This is a genomic window from Paenibacillus sp. FSL W8-0439, assembly GCF_038008995.1.
GTDB classification, from domain to species: domain Bacteria; phylum Bacillota; class Bacilli; order Paenibacillales; family Paenibacillaceae; genus Paenibacillus; species Paenibacillus polymyxa.
Map to the genome: position 1 here is coordinate 2,073,420 of NZ_JBBPAK010000001.1, position 17,411 is coordinate 2,090,830.

A 17,411-nucleotide genomic window follows, 5' to 3' on the forward strand; every position below is an offset into this window, starting at 1 on the left:
AATAATACATAGAGCTGCTATAAAGCAGCTTCTTTTTATGCAAAAAAACAGGCGCTCTACGAAAGAGCGCCCGAATGGGAGAGGAGAAACCGGACGAAGAGCTTATGGGGAAACGTAAGTCTTCTCCGCGGTTGTCTACGACATTGGTTGAATGCCGATATCCTAAGGATGCCCAGGAGATGGTTTTTTATACCTGCTTCATCACTAAGTTTTTCAAACGGCGATGCATGTGGTACGATAACGTCATAATCTTTATATGGTTATGAACACATATAGAAAATAGGTGAGTTTCAGCGTGAGAGTGGTATCGGGTAGTGCCAAAGGAAGGCCGTTAAAGGCAGTTCCCGGCACCGGGACGCGACCGACCACGGATAAGGTCAAGGAAGCGCTATTTAGCATGATAGGTCCTTATTTTGATGGAGGAGTCGCGCTTGATTTGTTTGCTGGCAGTGGCGGCCTGGGTATAGAGGCGCTTAGTCGGGGAATGGACAAGGCAGTTTTTATTGATATGGAATCCAAAAGCATTGATGTCATTAAAGAAAATTTGCGAAAAACTGGATTGGAAGGAAAGGCAGAAGTGTTCCGCAATGATGCCGGACGAGCGCTTAAGGCGCTGGCAAAACGTGGAGCTCTTTTTGATGCTGTTTTTCTGGACCCGCCTTATCGTCTCAAGCACGGGGATGAATTGATGAGCCGCATGGCCGAGTTGGACTTGCTTCGTTCAGGTGCAATCATCGTGCTGGAGTATGAATCGGGACATGAGTATCCGATAAGTTTCGGACCGTTTGAACAGGTTAGAAAAGCGGTCTATGGTGAAACAGCGTTATCCATTTATCACTTTGATGATGCTTTGTCAGACGCCGAAGAACATACAGAAGCCGAAGGGGTCAAATTCGGCATCACCGAATCAGACGGGGAGGACCATCATGATTGAGCACAAACCACGTATTGCCGTATATCCGGGAACCTTTGATCCCGTGACGATGGGGCATCAGGATATTATTCAAAGAGCGGCCCGACAGTTTGATTTACTGATCGTCGCGGTTCTTAACAATATTAGTAAAAATCCGCTGTTTTCACTTGAGGAGCGAATGGAGCTGCTACGTACGGTAACTCGCGATATTCCAAACGTTGAAGTGGACAGCTTCCGTGATCTGACAGCCAATTATGTACGCCAAAAAGGGGCTCAGGTTATTGTCAGAGGAATTCGGTCAGTGACCGATTTTGAATATGAACTCCAATTAGCCTCTACAAATCATAAGTTGAACCCGGATGCGGAAACGATCTTTATGATGACCAACCCGGCTTATTCATATCTGAGTTCCAGTATGGTGAAGGAAATTGCGCATTTTGATGGCAAGGTCGTAGATCTGGTGTCACCAGAGGTGGAAGACGCACTGCGTGCCAAGGTTAGCGCGAATCGCGGTGGCTCCACCATGAAGTCATAAAGGAAACGGCGAGCAGAGCAAGTATAATCGTACTCAGAAGTACAACGGACAGTACGGTTAGTTGCCAGGGGTACATGGATGTTCCTACTATTTGTGTTAATAAGCTGCTGGCTCCGGCCATGACAGATTGCGATCCGGAATCATTTACACTTTCGGCAAAAGAAGATACAGAACTGCGGCTGACGTAAGCAGGAATTGTATTACTGACAATGTGGCTAAGCGGAGTCCATGCCGCCAAGGTTAGTCCAAAAGCAATGATCCCATGTAGCACTCGTGATAAGGTGAAGGTGATGCCCTTGTCGGAAGGTTTGGTGACGGCGGTAATTTGAAGCCAGCCGCACAAGCCGCCCCAGCCCAACACAGCACTGATCAGCGCTGCTTGTGTACGGAGATCGTAGGGCAGGCGGCTGATTTCATAGGAACCCAGATGGATTTCCATCCAGGCAGGCCACACCATAGAAAGCGTTCCTTGACCTGAGTATAAGGTCAGCAGCCGAATCAGTACGGAAAAGAAAATAATGAATCCACCTGTCACCATCAGCATCTGTACAGCATGGGATACGGTTTCGCCTAACAGTTTTCCAAAGCTGCGGCCATCCCGTTCTCTGGCAGAGCGGGTAGCTTCCCATGCGGATCGGATCAGGGAGGTGGTAGTGCGGGAAACAGAAGCGCGCCGGATGGCAGCTGGCGTTTCCCGTTTTTTCGATTTTTTGGACGAATCAGGTATTCTGGCTGTGATCCAGCCTGCCAGCAGCCCGGAAATCCAGTGAACGGCAAGTAACAGCCCACCTACAGCAGCATTGTGCAGCAGTCCTGTGCCAATGACGAGCAGGATCGTAATCGGATTGCAGAAATGAGCGATAGCAGTCAGACGTCGAAGCTGAAGCGCGGTCATATCCTCCTGTTGTGCCCATTGGCGTACCGCTTCCGCAGCAGCCGGGAATCCCGCAGTTAGACCGAGGGCCAATACCCAGCCGCTTCGTCCCGGCAGCCGAAACCAGGATCGCATGAACGGCTCCAGCAGAACACCTAGACCATGTACCAGACCAAAGGCGATGAGCATTTCAGATAGCATCAAAAAAGGCAGCATGGCCGGGAAAATAATGCTCCACCATAATTTAAGTCCCTGGGTAGAGGCTTGAAATACTTCTTCTGGTGAGGCAACAATAGCCATTACAAGCAAAATGGCTCCGAGGCCAAGCAGCAAGGTTGTCCAGTAAGGAGCAGGGCGGGCTTCCTTTTGCATCAAAGATTTCACCTCTCATAAATATACTAAGGAGAGTCGGATGCTGTCTCCAGCGTTATTCACCTTCATTGTCTGGATATAGGTTGCTCGTACATGTTGTCGTAAACAATGTATGCTTTTTTGAAAGGCTTGAGAACAGGTGGTGCAGAGGTTGGGTAAGATAAGAGAAGTTAGGCTGCAAGGGGGAGAAGCAATGATGCGAATTAACCGGAAAAGAGCCTTTTTTACAACCGGTTATGTCTTAATGCTGGCTGCAATGGTCTATGTGCTGGTTTATATGCCAACCCCTTATCTGATCTATGGACCAGGTGGGGCAAACGAGATCAAACCGATGGTTAAAGTACAGGAAGGTGATAGCAACGAACGGGGGAGCTTTATGATGACGACGGTATCGGCGCGATATGCCAATGTCATCATGCTAGCTATGTCCAAACTGGACAGCAACTCGGAGATTCAGCGCAAAGAGGATCGTCTGCATGGCAGAAGTGAAGATGAATATGCAGCAGAGCAGGTATGGTATATGGGGGATTCCCAATCTTCCGCGATGGAGGCTGCCTATACCCGTGCCCATGTTTCCTATCGCATTGTGCCGGATTATGTGTATGTATTTAAGGTTCCGGGACCGAACAGCGTGTTTGAGCCCGGAGATGAAATATTAGAGTTAAACGGTACGAGGGTAACTGATAATCATTCCATTCGGAAGGCATTGGAGGATGAGAAACCCGGAACGCTGGTTAAAGTGAAGCTAAAGCGCGATGGAAAGTTGCTGGCAGTGCAAGCTCCATTAACAACCATCACGGACAGTGAGACGAGAAAACAACGTTCCGGGTTTGGTGTCAGTATTGCTACAGTACAGAAGGTAGAGCCGAAGGATGGACGTAAAACGATTCATTTTACATCCACGGATGTCGGCGGACCTTCGGCAGGTTTGATGTTTACTATGGAAATCTATAACCAGTTGACGCCAGGTGACTTAAGTAAGGGATATCGTGTAGCCGGTACGGGTACTATTGATAAGGACGGTCAGGTTGGAGCGATTGGTGGCGCCAAGTATAAAATCGTCGCTGCTGACCGTCAGGGTGCGGAATTGTTTTTCGTCCCGGCGGATAATTATAAAGAGGCCAAAGCCAAAGCAGAGCAAATCGGAACCCAGATGAAGCTTGTCCCGGTTCGCAAGCTTGGCGATGCGCTGAATTATATGGAAAAGCTGCCTATTAAACCATAAGGGGTGGTCGCAAGTAATCAGCATACATGTCACGTATGGCGGGACGCGGCATCCCGGCTGCATGTATGGCGGCTGCGGCAGTATCCCAGTCCAGATGGGCATGTGATCCGGCAGACGGCTTGACCCATACTGGCAGGGTGGCGGTGTCTTTCATTCGCGCCAGCAACTCGCGTCCAGCCCTATTAAAGCCGAGCACGCGGATATAGCCGGGACCTTTCGCCAGCTCAGTGGGAGTCATATCAGCTTTGGCATGATTCAGCAAAATATGTGTACACATCCGCTGAAGCTTTGTACGAGTATAGCGCTTTGTCTTGACAGTGGCAAACAGGGCCTCCATAGAGGGATGAGGCAGCGTGTACAGCGATTGCTGTAGGCGATGCTCCAGCCCTTCGGTGACCTCGTGCAGCTCCGCCAGCTGCTGCGGGCTACGCGTGATCAGGGCGTTCAGCAACGGCTGGCAGAACGCTTCCCAATGCAGCGGGGCACGTTCTTCTTGCCACTCGCGCTGCAAAATCTCCAGGGTCGCCGCAGGTACGTACGGCGACCCGGCCTCCGGCCCGCCGTCCAGCAGCAGACGGCGGATGGCCGTGGCGCTGGCGATGACTCCGTCCGCAGGCGCCACCGTCTCATGGTATCCCGATCCCGTGCGGGCCACCGTAAAGGGCTTGATTGTGCTGCCCAGCCGTTCCAGCGCAATCAAGTAATGCAGCCCGAGCGTGTTGTTGGGCTGCTGCATGAGAGCGGCGAGCGCAGCACCGTCCGATCCTTCGGCCGCCAGCGCGGCTGCGGCTCCTGCGTAGGCGGCGGGATAGCTTGCGCCCTTGCTCAGGCGCTGGGCGATGCCGGCCTTAAGTTCGGCCGGCTCTGCCGCCAGCACGCGGGCCAGCGTGTGCAGCGGGGCGATATCTCCGCTCTCGCTGCCGAAGCAGAGCGCGTCGACGATGCCCGTCGCGCAGAGCAGGGTCACCGCGCCACGGGCAAACCATTCTGCGGGCTGGACAGCATAGGCCACAGGCAGCTCCAGAACCAGATCTACCCCCATAGCAAGTGCCATTTCGGTGCGTGACCATTTGTCTGTAATCGCGGGTTCGCCTCGTTGAAGGAAGGGACCGCTCATCACAGCCACCGTTCGCTGTGCACCAGTGATACGAAGAGACTCCTTCCAGTGATGGACATGTCCGTTATGTAGGGGATTATACTCTACAATGATACCGAGTGTTTTCAAGACTGTATGTCGGCTCCTTTCTTGAAGTAGCTTATTTGATAACTATTTTGAATGAGTGGTTTACTACTAGCGAATGCATGTTTTCAGGGCAGCTATCTGATATTTCATCATGCACTTGAACAAGACCATTGAGACCTGAAGCAAAAAGCTTTATACTCGCATTATTGTACACGAAGAGTGGCGGGGGTACGAATACTCACAGGTACATGATAAATACAACACATTTTTGCATCCGCATAGATCTTGCCGAACCATTGGAAAATCGATGGATTTGTAAGTGGTGTAAAGTGAAAGGTGTTGACAAACGACTCGATCAGTCGGTATAATAATTTTTGTTTGTTTGGAGTGATAGTGATGCAACTATTTTTTCGCAAAGTAGCAACAAGTGACGGTCCCTTTCCTATCCGTGAATCTCTTAATGTGAGTGAATTGGTGGATGATCGTGCTGATGTTACAGCCGTTTCCCCGCTGGAGACCGACTTGGTCGCCGTTAGTCTGGGTCAAGGCTCGATGAGTGTGGAAGGCACGTTGACCGCAGGTCTGGACATGCTTTGCTCCCGCTGTTTGAGCCCGATGCACGAGGATTTGAATATTGAATTTCGTGAACGGTTTAAGCAAACCTCATCTTCAAATGTTGAAGAGGAGGATGAAGATGGCGATTTTATCGCAGTGACGGAGGATTCCTTCGACATTGCACCGTATTGTGAAGAACTGTTTGTGCTGCATGTGCCGTTTGCGCCTATATGCAGTGAGGATTGTCAGGGGATCGCGCCAGCGGCCGGACAAGACTGGAGCCTTGGCTCCGACGACAGTAACGATAGTGATACGGAAAAGATTGATCCGCGTCTGGCAGGGCTTAAGGATTTTTTTAAATGAGAATTGAGTTCAATTCTGAAAAAAATCATCATCCGCTTGTGCCGGGAAGTTATTGAACCGATACGTGGATGTTGCAGGCTTGATTCACCGGCTGTAAGATCATTGTCTTTTGGCATTTTCTTTCGGTCTTGAATGAGATAAGAAGTCATACCCGTCATGCGGGGTTGATCTGTTTAAGGAGGTGGGAATAATGGCAGTACCTCAACGGAGAACATCCAAAACTCGTCGCGACAAACGTCGTACTCACTTTAAACTGGAAGTACCAGGTATGGTGAAATGCTCCGAATGCGGCGAATTGAAACTTGCTCACCATGTGTGCAAAGTTTGCGGAACGTACAAAGCTAGAGAGATCATCTCTCAATAATGTCCGATAAGCGGATTCTTTGGAATATTCGCAGAGAAAGTAGCGCTTCACTACAGTGAGGCGCTACTTTTTTTTATCAGCATGCTTTCTTTTTGCGTCAGCATGCTATATACTGTTTTAGTACCAGGTTCTAAGAAAAAAGGGCCTAAGGGGTTCCTTTATACATACAAGAAGACAAACCGGCTTGAAGTTTAGCCGTTAGAACGTGAAGTAACCTGAACTGTCGGCTGAACGGCAGTTTACTGTAGGGAAAGGAGGCGTCACTGATATCGAACGTTTGCCGAAGAGACAGAGACAGCAACGGCTGACTCAATTAATTGACGATAATCCGTTCGTGACGGATCAGGAATTGACAAGACAGCTGAAGGTAAGCATTCAGACCATTCGGCTGGACCGGATGGAACTGGGAATCCCAGAATTACGGGAGCGGCTAAAGCTGATGGCTGAGCGCTCCTACGATCAGGTTCGTTCCTTGCCTTTACATGAAGTAATTGGGGACATCGTTGATCTCCAGTTGGATCGAAGTGGTATTTCGATTTTTGAAATCAAAGAGGAACATACTTTTTCACGTACAGGCATTGCGCGAGGACATTATGTGTTTGCACAGGCCAATTCATTGGCCGTTGCCGTAATTAACGATGAGATAGCATTGACCGCTTCAGCGGATATTCGCTTTGTTCGTCCGGTTCATTTGGGTGAAAAATGTATTGCCAAGGCATATGTACGCTCAAATCCAGAACAAAAAGGGAAGGCCAAAGTGGAAGTGTTTGCTTACGTAGGAGAAGAAATGGTATTCCAAGGCAACTTTGTCATTTATCGCTCCACGGAGGAAGAGTATAGCGAAGGAGGAAGTCAGCATGCGGATCGCCATTGATGCCATGGGAGGAGATAATGCTCCTGAGGCGACAGTAGAGGGCGCGTTATCTGCGGCGGCGGAATGGAAGGATACAGACATTACGCTGGTTGGTGACCGGGAACGGATTGAAGCGGTTTTGAACGGGAGGGCGCTGCCGACGAACCTCACCATTCGCCATGCGTCCGAAACGATAGATGCACAGGACGAACCTGTAAAGGCAGTGCGGCGTAAAAAGGATGCCTCCATGGTCGTAGCGGGTCGAATGGTTAGAGAAGGCGAAGCGGATGCCATGATTTCCGCAGGTAATACAGGCGCTCTAATGACTACAGGATTACTAGTGGTTGGAAGAATGGAGGGCATTGAGCGTCCGGCTCTCGCGCCGATGATACCGACGATTGATGATCAAGGTATTCTGGCGCTGGACTTGGGGGCCAATATGGATGCTAAGCCTGAACATCTTGCCCAGTACGCACTGATGGGGAGCTTGTACCGCCAGAAAGTTCACGGAGTGGCTTCTCCAAGGGTAGGTCTGCTGAATGTTGGGACTGAAGCAGGAAAAGGCAATGAACTAACAAAGTTGGCGTATCCTCTTATCGAGCAGTTACCTGTCAATTTTGTGGGGAATGTTGAATCCAGAGATGTGTTAACCGGGAATTGTGATGTACTGGTGTGCGACGGATTCGCCGGAAACATTATGCTAAAATCGCTAGAGGGAACAGCCGGAGCGATATTTTCTCTCCTTAAAGAGCAGTTCACCAAATCCTTAAAGACCAAGCTTGCGGCAGCCTTGATTATGCCTGAACTTCGGGGTCTGAAAGGGAAACTCGATTATAAAGAGCACGGCGGGGCTCCTTTGTTGGGGTTGAGCGGACTCGTCTTAAAAAGTCACGGTTCGTCTGATGGCATTGCCGTCAAAAATGCGGTAAGGCAGGCTCGTACGGCCTTGCAAAACCGGTTGGTGGAAAGTATATCCAAGGAAATCAGCAGGAAGTGAGTGACGATATGAATAAATTACGGCCGGTTGGTGTTATCGGAACAGGGAAATACGTACCTGAGAAAATTCTGACCAATAAAGATTTGGAAGAAATCGTTGAAACAAGTGATGAGTGGATTGTTAGCCGTACAGGGATTCAGGAGCGCCATATTGCAGCTCCTGAACAGGCTACATCTGATTTGGCTTATGAAGCAGCAGTTAAGGCGTTGGAGTCTGCGGGTATGACGGCACAAGATCTGGACCTGATTATAGTAGCTACGGTTACACCAGATATGGCGTTTCCGTCAACTGCTTGCATTCTTCAGGATAAGTTGGGGGCCAAAGGCGCAGCGGCTTTCGATTTGTCTGCTGCATGCTCGGGTTTTGTGTACGGGCTGGCTACGGCAACGAGTTTCATTAAGACAGGTATTTATAACAATGCGTTAATCATTGGTGCAGACTGTCTTTCCCGGATTACAGATTATACTGACCGCAACACCTGCGTTCTTTTCGGAGATGGAGCAGGAGCTGTAGTGATTGGTGAAGTACCCGAAGGTAGAGGATTCCAATCCTTTGATCTGGGGGCTGAAGGCGCTGGAGGCACCTTGCTCAAGTTGGAAGCTGGAGGCTCACGTTTGCCTGCGAGTGCAGACACACTGGAAAATAAACAGCATTATATTTACATGAATGGACGCGAAGTGTTCAAGTTCGCGGTTCGCGTTATGGGAACAGCAACGGTTGATGTGTTGGAAAAAGCAGGGTTGTCCAAAGACGACATCGATCTGTTCGTTCCGCATCAAGCCAATATCCGAATCATCCAATCAGCAATGCAACGTTTGGATTTGCCAGAGGAAAAGGTAGTTATTAATGTTAATAAATATGCGAATACATCCGCAGCATCCATTCCTCTTGCTCTTGTGGAAGCAGCTGAGGAAGGCCGCATGAAGGAAGGCGACCGTATACTAATGGTGGGCTTTGGTGGCGGTTTGACTTGGGGTGCGTCGGTTCTTATCTGGTAATTAAGTGGAAGATTTGATATAATATTGAATTTGTCTGGTGTTTTACAGAAGAAGCATTGGATACAGAGAGGTGCATGCACGATGGGCAAAACGGCATTTATATTTCCCGGTCAGGGTTCACAAGCTGTAGGTATGGCTAAAGATGCTTATGAAGCAGTTCCGGCTGCAACAGAAGTATTCCGTAAAGCGGACGAACGTTTGGGTTTCGCGCTAAGCACACTGATCTTTGAAGGGCCTGACACAGCCTTGAAGCAAACATCCAATACGCAGCCTGCGCTGTTAACGGCGAGCATTGCGTTGTATGAAGCGTTCAAGGAAAAGGGCATCCGCCCTGATTATGTGGCTGGGCACAGTCTAGGAGAGTACAGTGCTCTAGTGGCTTCCGGTGTTCTCACATTTGAGGATGCAGTTGAGACTGTTCGTGCACGTGGTCAGTTTATGGAGCAGGCCATTCCTGATGGACAAGGCGGGATGGCTGCTGTGCTGGGCGCTGATCGTGAAGCATTGGCGGCATTGTGCCGTGATATCACAGAATCTGGTCAACTGGTAGAACTGGCTAACATCAACTGTCCCGGACAAATTGTTGTATCCGGTACAAAGGCGGGCGTAGCTGCCGTCGCTGAACGTGTGAAGGAAGCAGGCGGCAAGCGTGCTATTACTTTGGAGGTCAGCGGACCTTTTCACTCGTCATTGATGAAGGAAGCGGCAGATAAGCTCTCCGATAAATTGGAGACTGTGAAATTTGCCGAAGCCCAGATTCCGGTTGTGACCAATGTGACAGCAAAACCTGTACGTGAGGGAAGTGAAATTCGCCAACTGTTGGTGGAACAGGTCTATTCCCCGGTACTATGGGAAGACAGCGTAGCATGGCTGCTGGAACAAGGGGTGGACACCTTTGTTGAGTTCGGACCGGGAAGTGTTTTGACCGGACTGGTTAAAAAGATTGACAAAACGGTTAAGCTGTATAACATGAGTAGCCTGGAGTCGTTTGCTTCTATAACAGAAGCCCTAGAAGCCCGTTAAAAGTATTAATGATTACCTTTACGGGTTAAATACTTGCAAGGGAGGATAATGATGTCTAAGCCATTAAGTGGAAAAACAGCGCTGGTTACGGGAGCATCGCGCGGAATTGGCCGTAGTATCGCACTGGCGCTGGCTGAAGCAGGCGCTAATGTTGCAGTAAACTATGCTGGTAGTGAAGCGGCTGCGACTGAGGTAGCAGAGCTGATTCGTGCCAAAGGTGTGGAAGCTATTACAGTTCAGGCTAATGTGGGACGTGCTGAAGAAGCTGATCAGTTGATCAAGGATGTGGTCGGCGCTTGGGGCAAGATTGATATCCTGGTGAATAATGCTGGCATAACAAGAGATAATTTAATCATGCGGATGAAAGAAGAGGAATTCGATCAGGTGATCGAAACGAATCTCAAGGGTGTGTTTAATTGTCTCAAAGCGGCGACACGTCCAATGATGAAGCAGCGTTCCGGCCGAATTATCAATATCTCTTCCGTTGTTGGTGTACTTGGTAACGCAGGACAAGCCAACTATGTTGCTGCTAAAGCGGGAGTGATTGGACTTACTAAATCCTCTGCTAGAGAGCTTGCCTCAAGAGGAATTACAGTCAACTGTGTGGCTCCTGGATTCATTGATACTGAAATGACGCAGGTGCTGGCTGATGATTTGCGTGACAATATGCTTAGCGGTATTCCGCTGGCCCGTCTTGGACGGCCTGAGGAAATTGCAGATGTGGTGCTATTCTTGGCCTCGGATGCTTCCTCATATATGACGGGCCAGACTTTGCATGTGGATGGCGGCATGTATATGTAGTTCATGTTGCCAATCCGCATGCCCCGATGGAGAGTAGTTAATGAAAACTCTCTTCTATGGCATTTTAATTGTAATTTTCGTATAATACCATAAGGAGGAGGTGAGCCGGATGTCCGATGTATTGGAGCGCGTAAAACGCATTGTCGTTGACCGTTTGGGAGCCGACGAAGCCGAAGTTACACTTGAAGCATCTTTTAAAGATGATTTAGGCGCTGATTCTCTCGATGTAGTTGAATTGGTTATGGAATTGGAAGATGAGTTTGATATGGAAATCTCTGATGAAGATGCAGAGAAAATTACAACTGTAGGTGAAGTTGTGAAGTACATACAATCTCATACCTAATTCATGTCATCAAAAGTCCCGTTCTGTTACAGGCGGGACTTTCTCCTAATTATACAGATTGAACTAAAGACGGAATTGTCGTGTGTTTTTGAATTTGCTTAGCTTCACTTCGTCAACGGCTGAGTATAATGCGGCATTACTAACTTTAGTTGATTCTATATTATTTTTGTACACAAGCGTGTGCGATCTAAAAATACAATTTGCAGTAGACATAGAGGTGATTATCTTTGAAACAACGTGTTGTCATAACAGGAATGGGTGTAATCACTTCGCTGGGACAGGATTTGAACACACTATGGGATAATCTGATGGCTGGTAAATCTGGCATCAGTAAAATCGAAGCTTTCGATACAAGTGAGTACACTACGAAAATAGCCGCTTCCATTAAAGATTTTAATCCAGAGGATTATATCGATCGTAAGGATGCGCGCAAAATGGACCGCTTTGTGCAGTTTGCGGTTGCTGCTAGTAAATTGGCACTTGAGGACAGTAAGCTCGTAATCGGAGAGAATGTGGATGCCGAGCGTGTTGGTGTATCTGTCGGTTCTGGCATTGGCGGATTGGGTACTTGGGAAGATCAGCATAATGCATTGATCGAAAAGGGGCCTAAACGCGTAAGCCCTTTCTTCATCCCGATGATGATTGCTAATATGGGTTCCGGTCAAGTTTCGATTTCACTCGGTGCTAAGGGCCCCAATACATCGCCAGTTACGGCTTGTGCCACAGGTAGTCATGCCATTGGTGATTCCTTCCGCATGATTCAGCGTGGTGACGCTGACGCTATGATTTGCGGCGGTGCCGAAGCGACGATTCGCCCGATTGGTATTGCTGGATTTTGCTCCATGAGAGCGATGTCCACACGTAACGATGAGCCGGAAAAGGCAAGTCGTCCATTTGACACCGAAAGAGACGGGTTTGTTATGGGCGAAGGCTCTGGTGTTCTGATTCTGGAATCGTTGGATCATGCCTTGAAGCGTGGTGCACATATTTACGGCGAAGTGATTGGCTACGGTCTTTCTGGTGATGCCCATCATATGACAGAGCCGGATCCAGAGGGAGCAGCACGCTGCATTAGAATGGCGATCCGTGATGCTGGGTTGAATCCTGAAGATATCGATTATATCAATGCACACGGTACATCTACACCGGTTGGTGACAAGTCGGAAACAGAAGCAGTCAAGAAAACGCTTGGAGAGCATGCCTATAAGGTAGCGATCAGCTCAACCAAGTCGATGACAGGGCATCTACTGGGTGCAGCGGGAGGTGTTGAAGCTGTAATCTGTGGTCTTGCGCTTCAACATCAGACGATTCCGCCAACAATTAATTTGGATAATCAAGACCCGGCTTGTGATCTTGATTATGTGCCTAATGAGCCAAGAAAAGCGGAACTGAATGTGGTTATGTCCAATTCCTTTGGTTTTGGCGGTCACAATGCTACGGTTATTCTAAAAAAATATGAAGCGTAAGGGGTCAGTTCGTTGAGTGGAGACTTGAAGCAATTACAGCAGAAACTTCATATTCAATTCAACAATCGGCAGCTTCTGAAGCAGGCCTTTACGCACGCTTCCTACGTAAACGAACATCGGTTCAGTCAGCATGCAGATAATGAGCGTCTGGAATTTCTGGGTGACGCTGTTCTGGAGCTGACGGTGTCCGAGCAATTGTACAATCAGTACCCTAACCGGCCCGAAGGCGAACTAACCAAGTTGCGTGCAGCTATTGTCTGTGAGCCTTCTTTGGTGAAGTTTGCTGTCGGGCTTGAGTTCGGGCAGTATGTACTGCTTGGAAAAGGTGAAGAGCTGACAGGCGGACGTACTCGTCCTGCTCTGTTGGCTGATGTGTTCGAGGCGTTCGTAGGCGCGCTTTATTTGGATCAGGGTCTGGAAGCCGTCCGGTCGTTTCTAGAACGTTATATTTTTCCTCAAATTGTATTAAACGGTAAGCTTCAGATGAGTGATTTCAAAACAGAGCTTCAGGAACTGACACAGCATCATAACATGGGGATGCTTGAATACAAGATTGTCGAGGAACGCGGACCTGCCCATGAACGTGAGTTTGTAGCCGAGGTATATATGGACAGCGAACGGCTGGGGGCAGGTACAGGACGCTCCAAAAAAGAAGCTGAGCAGCAAGCGGCGGCAGTTGCTTTAAACCGTTTGAAGCTGGCGGAATCGTAATCGGTACCTGAGCGGCCCGAACGGGTGACGCAAGCAGAGGACACAAAGTAAGAGCAAAGGGCAGTCCGCGGGGAGTCCCGGCCCGTAATGGCGAATGGACTGCGTTTTGCTCTTTTTTCGTGGCTTTACTGCTATAACGTGAGCGTCGATACTGTGCTTTTTCCACATTAGTCTTATGCTACAATAGGGATAATTCATATCAATCAGGCAATGGTGATGTACAAGCATATTTGAATGTTAGAGGTGAGATTGAGGATGTTTTTAAAGCGCATTGAGCTGGCGGGCTTCAAATCGTTTGCAGATAAAACGGAAATGGAATTTGTCCGCGGCATTACGGCAGTCGTCGGACCCAATGGGAGCGGGAAAAGTAATATTTCCGACGGAATTCGTTGGGTACTGGGCGAACAGAGTGCCAAATCACTGCGTGGCGGCAAGATGGAGGACATTATTTTTGCAGGTAGTGATGCTCGTAAGGCTGTTAATTACGGTGAAGTATCGCTTACGCTGGATAATGAAGATCAGGCGTTGCCTCTGGATTTTGGTGAAGTGACGGTAACGCGACGTGTGCATCGGAGTGGGGATAGTGAATATTTCATTAATCGTCAATCATGCAGACTTCGAGATATTACAGAGCTGTTTATGGATACAGGGATTGGTAAAGAAGCTTATTCGATTATTGGGCAAGGACGTATTGAAGAAATTCTAAGTACCCGATCTGAGGATCGACGGGGGATTTTTGAGGAAGCCTCGGGTATTGTAAAATATAAATCACGTAAAAAAGATGCGGTTCGCAAGCTGGATGAAACAGAGCAAAATTTGCTGCGTATTCACGATTTGGTCAGTGAACTGGAGGAGCAGATTGGACCTCTTAAGGAGCAGTCTGAAAAGGCGATTCATTTTAAAGAGCTGCGCAGTGAATTAAAATCCAAAGAAATTTCGATGTACGTCCATCAAATTGAACAAATCCACACTTCATGGAGCGAAGCGACTTCCAAACTAGCTTTGTTGCAGCAGGAGCAGCTTCAATTGTCTACAGTGGTGTCCCGCCACGATGCAATGCTGGAAAGCGACCGCAATGAATTACGGCAACTGGAAGAGCAAGTAGAACGTCTGCAAAAGGATCTGCTGCAATACAGTGAAGCTACGGAAAAAAGTGAAGGCTACGGTGAATTGCTCAAAGAGCGCACACGCAATTTGGAGGCCAATCGGGAACAATTGATCTTATCCCTCAGCACAAGCGAATCACGGCATTCCGAACGCAAAAGCGAACTGGATCAACTAAATGAAAAGCTGTCAACGCTGAATGTAGAGTTGGACGAGTTGCGTGCGCGACTGTCTGACGAAGAAGCCAAACTGATTGGCGTCACAGGTGGAATCAGCCAGGAGCAAGAGGAGAGCCTTAAGGGTGGTCTGCTGGAGCTGATGAATCAGATGGCGCAGGCGCGTAACGAAATTCGTTATACCGACCAACAGAGGGAAGCGTTGGAACGCCGAGTGAATCGTGTGAGTGATGAATCCGGCAAATGGGAAGCCCAGAAAGCTGAGCTTGAACAGCGAAAAAAAGGATTGGAAGCAGCGATTCAGAAGCTGGGACAGGAAATTAGCAGTTTGCGCAGTGGCTATATTCAGGGAAGTGAACAATACCAGGCCCTGCAAAAACTACTGGAAGAAAACCAGGGTACGGTTCGTAAATGGGAACAAAAACGAGAGGCCCAAATTTCACGACGAGATACAATGAAAGAAATGCAGGATGACTTTGACGGCTTCATGCTCGGAGTTAAAGAGGTGTTAAAGGCTTCACGCAAGGGTACTTTGCACGGTGTGCATGGAGCGGTAGCGGAGCTGATTCGAGTACCTGAGCATTTAGAGCAGGCGATGGAAACCGCTTTGGGCGCTTCAGTTCAGCATATTGTGATGGAAAATGAATCGGTATCCAGACAGGCGATCAGTTTTCTAAAGCAACGTCAACTGGGCAGAGCGACATTCTTGCCTATGGATGTTATCCGTCCGCGTCAGATCGGTGCGGGGGAACGCCAGATTGTGGAAAGCGCAGAAGGCTTTGTCGGGATCGGTGCAGATCTTATTCAGTACGATGATCGATATGCCGGAATCGTAGGCAGTCTCTTGGGGAATGTGGTCATTGCTCGTACGTTGGAAGATGCCAATCGCATTGCGGCCCGTTGCCAATATAGATATCGTGTTGTCACGCTGGAAGGCGATGTTGTCAATGCAGGTGGTTCCATGACTGGGGGGAGCCAGTTCAAGAAAAATGCTAATCTGCTAGGCCGTAAACGTCAGCTGGATCAGTTAGATCAAGACATTCTAGATACGGAACAGCAAATTGCAAGATTGCGTCAGAGTGCAATAGATACCAAACGGCAGTTGGAGGAGACACAGACCCGTCTGGACGAACTGCGCCAGGGTGGCGATGTGAAGCGGACCGAAGAGCAGCAGATGGCAATGGAGCTCAAACAACTCGAGCATGAACTTCGTCATGTACTGGAGCAGGTAGCTGCGTCTGGTCAGGAGAAAAAGGGCTTTGACCAGGAAATCAAGGAGCTGGAAGCTTCCCGTGCAGAAGCACTGGTAAAGTTGGCTGCGCTGGAGGAAGAAGAGAAGAAAACGCATCAGGCCATTCACGCTGCCGAATTTGCGCGTAAAGCGAATGAATCAGCCAAAGAGCAGCTGCAGGGAGAGCTTACGAATCTCAAGGTAAGAGAAGGCAAGCTGGACCAAGAGCGTTTTTCATTGGAAGAGCAGATTCGCAGATTGCGTGGGGATTATGATACCCTTGGTAAGGATTCAAGACAAAACAAGACCTTGCTTGCTTCCATTGAAGCGGATTTGCTCACCAATGAGCAGGAGACCGTAAAACAGATTGAAAATCTCAATCAATACCGTTTGAAAAAGGAAGAAGCTGCAGAGCAATTGGAGTTCAAACGGGCTGCACGTAGCAGCTTATCCAAAAAACTGGAAGCTGCTGAGAATGATACAAAAGAACAGCGAATTCAGCTTAAGTCGGTGGAGGAACTGCTTCGCCAAACAGAAATTGGAGTAAACCGACTTGACGTGGAACTGGAAAATGTTTTGAAAAAATTAAGTGATGATTATGAACTCAGCTATGAGCTGGCCAAGCAGCGTTACCCTATACCGGAAGATATTGAAGGTACGCAGAGTGAGGTGGAAAGGCTCAAACGCGGGATCTCTGCGCTGGGTGAGGTCAATCTGGGTGCTATTGAGGAATACCAGCGTGTACACGAGCGTTATACGTTTCTGGATGAGCAAAAGTCTGATTTGGTAGAGGCCAAGACAACGCTCTACCAGGTTATTCGTGAAATGGATGATGAGATGTCCAAGCGCTTCAAGACCACGTTCGATGCGATTCGTCGTGAATTTGGAACGGTTTTTTCCAAGCTATTCGGAGGCGGACGTGCAGACCTTGTGTTGCTTGATCCAGAACGATTGCTGGAGACGGGTATTGACATTGTAGCTCAGCCTCCAGGCAAAAAACTTCAAAACCTGCAGTTATTGTCAGGCGGTGAACGGGCTCTAACAGCAATGGCTTTATTATTTGCCATTTTACACGTTAAACCTGTTCCATTCTGTGTACTTGATGAAGTAGAGGCAGCATTAGACGAAGCAAATGTGGTGCGTTTTGCTCAGTATTTACGGGAATTCTCAGAGCAGACACAGTTTATCGTAGTTACACACCGTAAGGGCACCATGGAAGAATCCGATGTGCTGTACGGGGTGACAATGGAAGAAGGCGGGGTTTCTAAACTCGTATCTGTCAAGCTGGACAACGATGAAGCTGAGATTGCCTGACATCAAATAA

At 48.6% G+C, this 17,411-nt stretch carries 16 protein-coding genes; 14 read left to right on the forward strand and 2 right to left on the reverse strand.

All coding sequences use genetic code 11. The features are described 5' to 3' along the window. The first annotated feature begins 295 nt into the window (after positions 1 to 295). Both rsmD and coaD read left to right on the forward strand, forming a co-directional pair. On the forward strand, positions 296 to 934 hold the full coding sequence (rsmD, locus tag MKX36_RS09130; protein ID WP_016819263.1) for a 16S rRNA (guanine(966)-N(2))-methyltransferase RsmD: 639 nt from the start codon (positions 296 to 298) through the stop codon (positions 932 to 934). After that, positions 927 to 1,448 (forward strand): pantetheine-phosphate adenylyltransferase, encoded by a 522-nt coding sequence (gene coaD, locus MKX36_RS09135; RefSeq protein WP_016819264.1) that lies wholly within the window; start codon positions 927 to 929, stop codon positions 1,446 to 1,448. The genes rsmD and coaD overlap by 8 nt, the downstream gene beginning before the upstream one ends. On the opposite strand, the gene MKX36_RS09140 is transcribed toward coaD, so the two are convergent. Then, the gene (locus MKX36_RS09140) at positions 1,411 to 2,694 is read right to left on the reverse strand and encodes a nucleoside recognition domain-containing protein (protein WP_019686973.1); all 1,284 of its coding nucleotides are present in this window, start codon (positions 2,692 to 2,694) and stop codon (positions 1,411 to 1,413) included. The genes coaD and MKX36_RS09140 overlap by 38 nt on opposite strands. Before the next feature lie 193 nt (positions 2,695 to 2,887). On the opposite strand from MKX36_RS09140, the gene MKX36_RS09145 reads away from it, so the two are divergent. Next, positions 2,888 to 3,919 (forward strand): SepM family pheromone-processing serine protease, encoded by a 1,032-nt coding sequence (locus tag MKX36_RS09145; RefSeq protein WP_340864566.1) that lies wholly within the window; start codon positions 2,888 to 2,890, stop codon positions 3,917 to 3,919. On the opposite strand, the gene MKX36_RS09150 is transcribed toward MKX36_RS09145, so the two are convergent. Beyond that, complete coding sequence (locus MKX36_RS09150; protein ID WP_340864567.1) at positions 3,909 to 5,144, reverse strand: nucleotidyltransferase; 1,236 nt, start codon at positions 5,142 to 5,144, stop codon at positions 3,909 to 3,911. The two genes, MKX36_RS09145 and MKX36_RS09150, sit on opposite strands and share 11 nt — an antisense overlap. 354 nt (positions 5,145 to 5,498) lie before the next feature. Here MKX36_RS09150 and MKX36_RS09155 point away from each other — a divergent pair, with 354 nt between their 5' ends. From MKX36_RS09155 to smc, 11 genes are all read left to right on the forward strand, one after another. After that, positions 5,499 to 6,020, forward strand: coding sequence for a YceD family protein (locus MKX36_RS09155; RefSeq protein WP_017427905.1), 522 nt, complete (start codon positions 5,499 to 5,501; stop codon positions 6,018 to 6,020). Positions 6,021 to 6,210: 190 nt separating this feature from the next. Beyond that, the gene (gene rpmF, locus MKX36_RS09160) at positions 6,211 to 6,384 is read left to right on the forward strand and encodes a 50S ribosomal protein L32 (RefSeq protein ID WP_013370634.1); all 174 of its coding nucleotides are present in this window, start codon (positions 6,211 to 6,213) and stop codon (positions 6,382 to 6,384) included. Between the two features lie 277 nt (positions 6,385 to 6,661). Continuing rightward, positions 6,662 to 7,258: a transcription factor FapR gene (gene fapR, locus MKX36_RS09165; RefSeq protein WP_014599659.1), complete on the forward strand. Its 597-nt coding sequence runs from the start codon at positions 6,662 to 6,664 to the stop codon at positions 7,256 to 7,258. Continuing rightward, positions 7,242 to 8,234 (forward strand): phosphate acyltransferase PlsX, encoded by a 993-nt coding sequence (gene plsX, locus MKX36_RS09170; protein WP_016819269.1) that lies wholly within the window; start codon positions 7,242 to 7,244, stop codon positions 8,232 to 8,234. Before fapR ends, plsX begins: the two co-directional genes overlap by 17 nt. Before the next feature lie 8 nt (positions 8,235 to 8,242). Beyond that, positions 8,243 to 9,232, forward strand: a complete 990-nt coding sequence (locus MKX36_RS09175; RefSeq protein WP_017427907.1) for a beta-ketoacyl-ACP synthase III — start codon at positions 8,243 to 8,245, stop codon at positions 9,230 to 9,232. A gap of 81 nt (positions 9,233 to 9,313) precedes the next feature. Further along, the gene (gene fabD / locus MKX36_RS09180) at positions 9,314 to 10,255 is read left to right on the forward strand and encodes an ACP S-malonyltransferase (RefSeq protein ID WP_250247137.1); all 942 of its coding nucleotides are present in this window, start codon (positions 9,314 to 9,316) and stop codon (positions 10,253 to 10,255) included. A 51-nt stretch (positions 10,256 to 10,306) separates the two neighbouring features. Then, complete coding sequence (fabG, locus tag MKX36_RS09185; protein WP_017427908.1) at positions 10,307 to 11,056, forward strand: 3-oxoacyl-[acyl-carrier-protein] reductase; 750 nt, start codon at positions 10,307 to 10,309, stop codon at positions 11,054 to 11,056. 109 nt (positions 11,057 to 11,165) lie between these two features. Continuing rightward, entirely contained in the window at positions 11,166 to 11,399 is a 234-nt protein-coding gene (locus MKX36_RS09190; protein ID WP_007429985.1) for an acyl carrier protein, read from the forward strand. A gap of 227 nt (positions 11,400 to 11,626) precedes the next feature. Continuing rightward, entirely contained in the window at positions 11,627 to 12,865 is a 1,239-nt protein-coding gene (fabF, locus tag MKX36_RS09195) for a beta-ketoacyl-ACP synthase II (protein WP_016819273.1), read from the forward strand. 12 nt (positions 12,866 to 12,877) lie between these two features. Next, positions 12,878 to 13,576, forward strand: a complete 699-nt coding sequence (rnc, locus tag MKX36_RS09200; RefSeq protein ID WP_013309856.1) for a ribonuclease III — start codon at positions 12,878 to 12,880, stop codon at positions 13,574 to 13,576. A gap of 255 nt (positions 13,577 to 13,831) precedes the next feature. Beyond that, complete coding sequence (gene smc / locus MKX36_RS09205; RefSeq protein WP_123797101.1) at positions 13,832 to 17,401, forward strand: chromosome segregation protein SMC; 3,570 nt, start codon at positions 13,832 to 13,834, stop codon at positions 17,399 to 17,401. Positions 17,402 to 17,411: the final 10 nt, after the last annotated feature.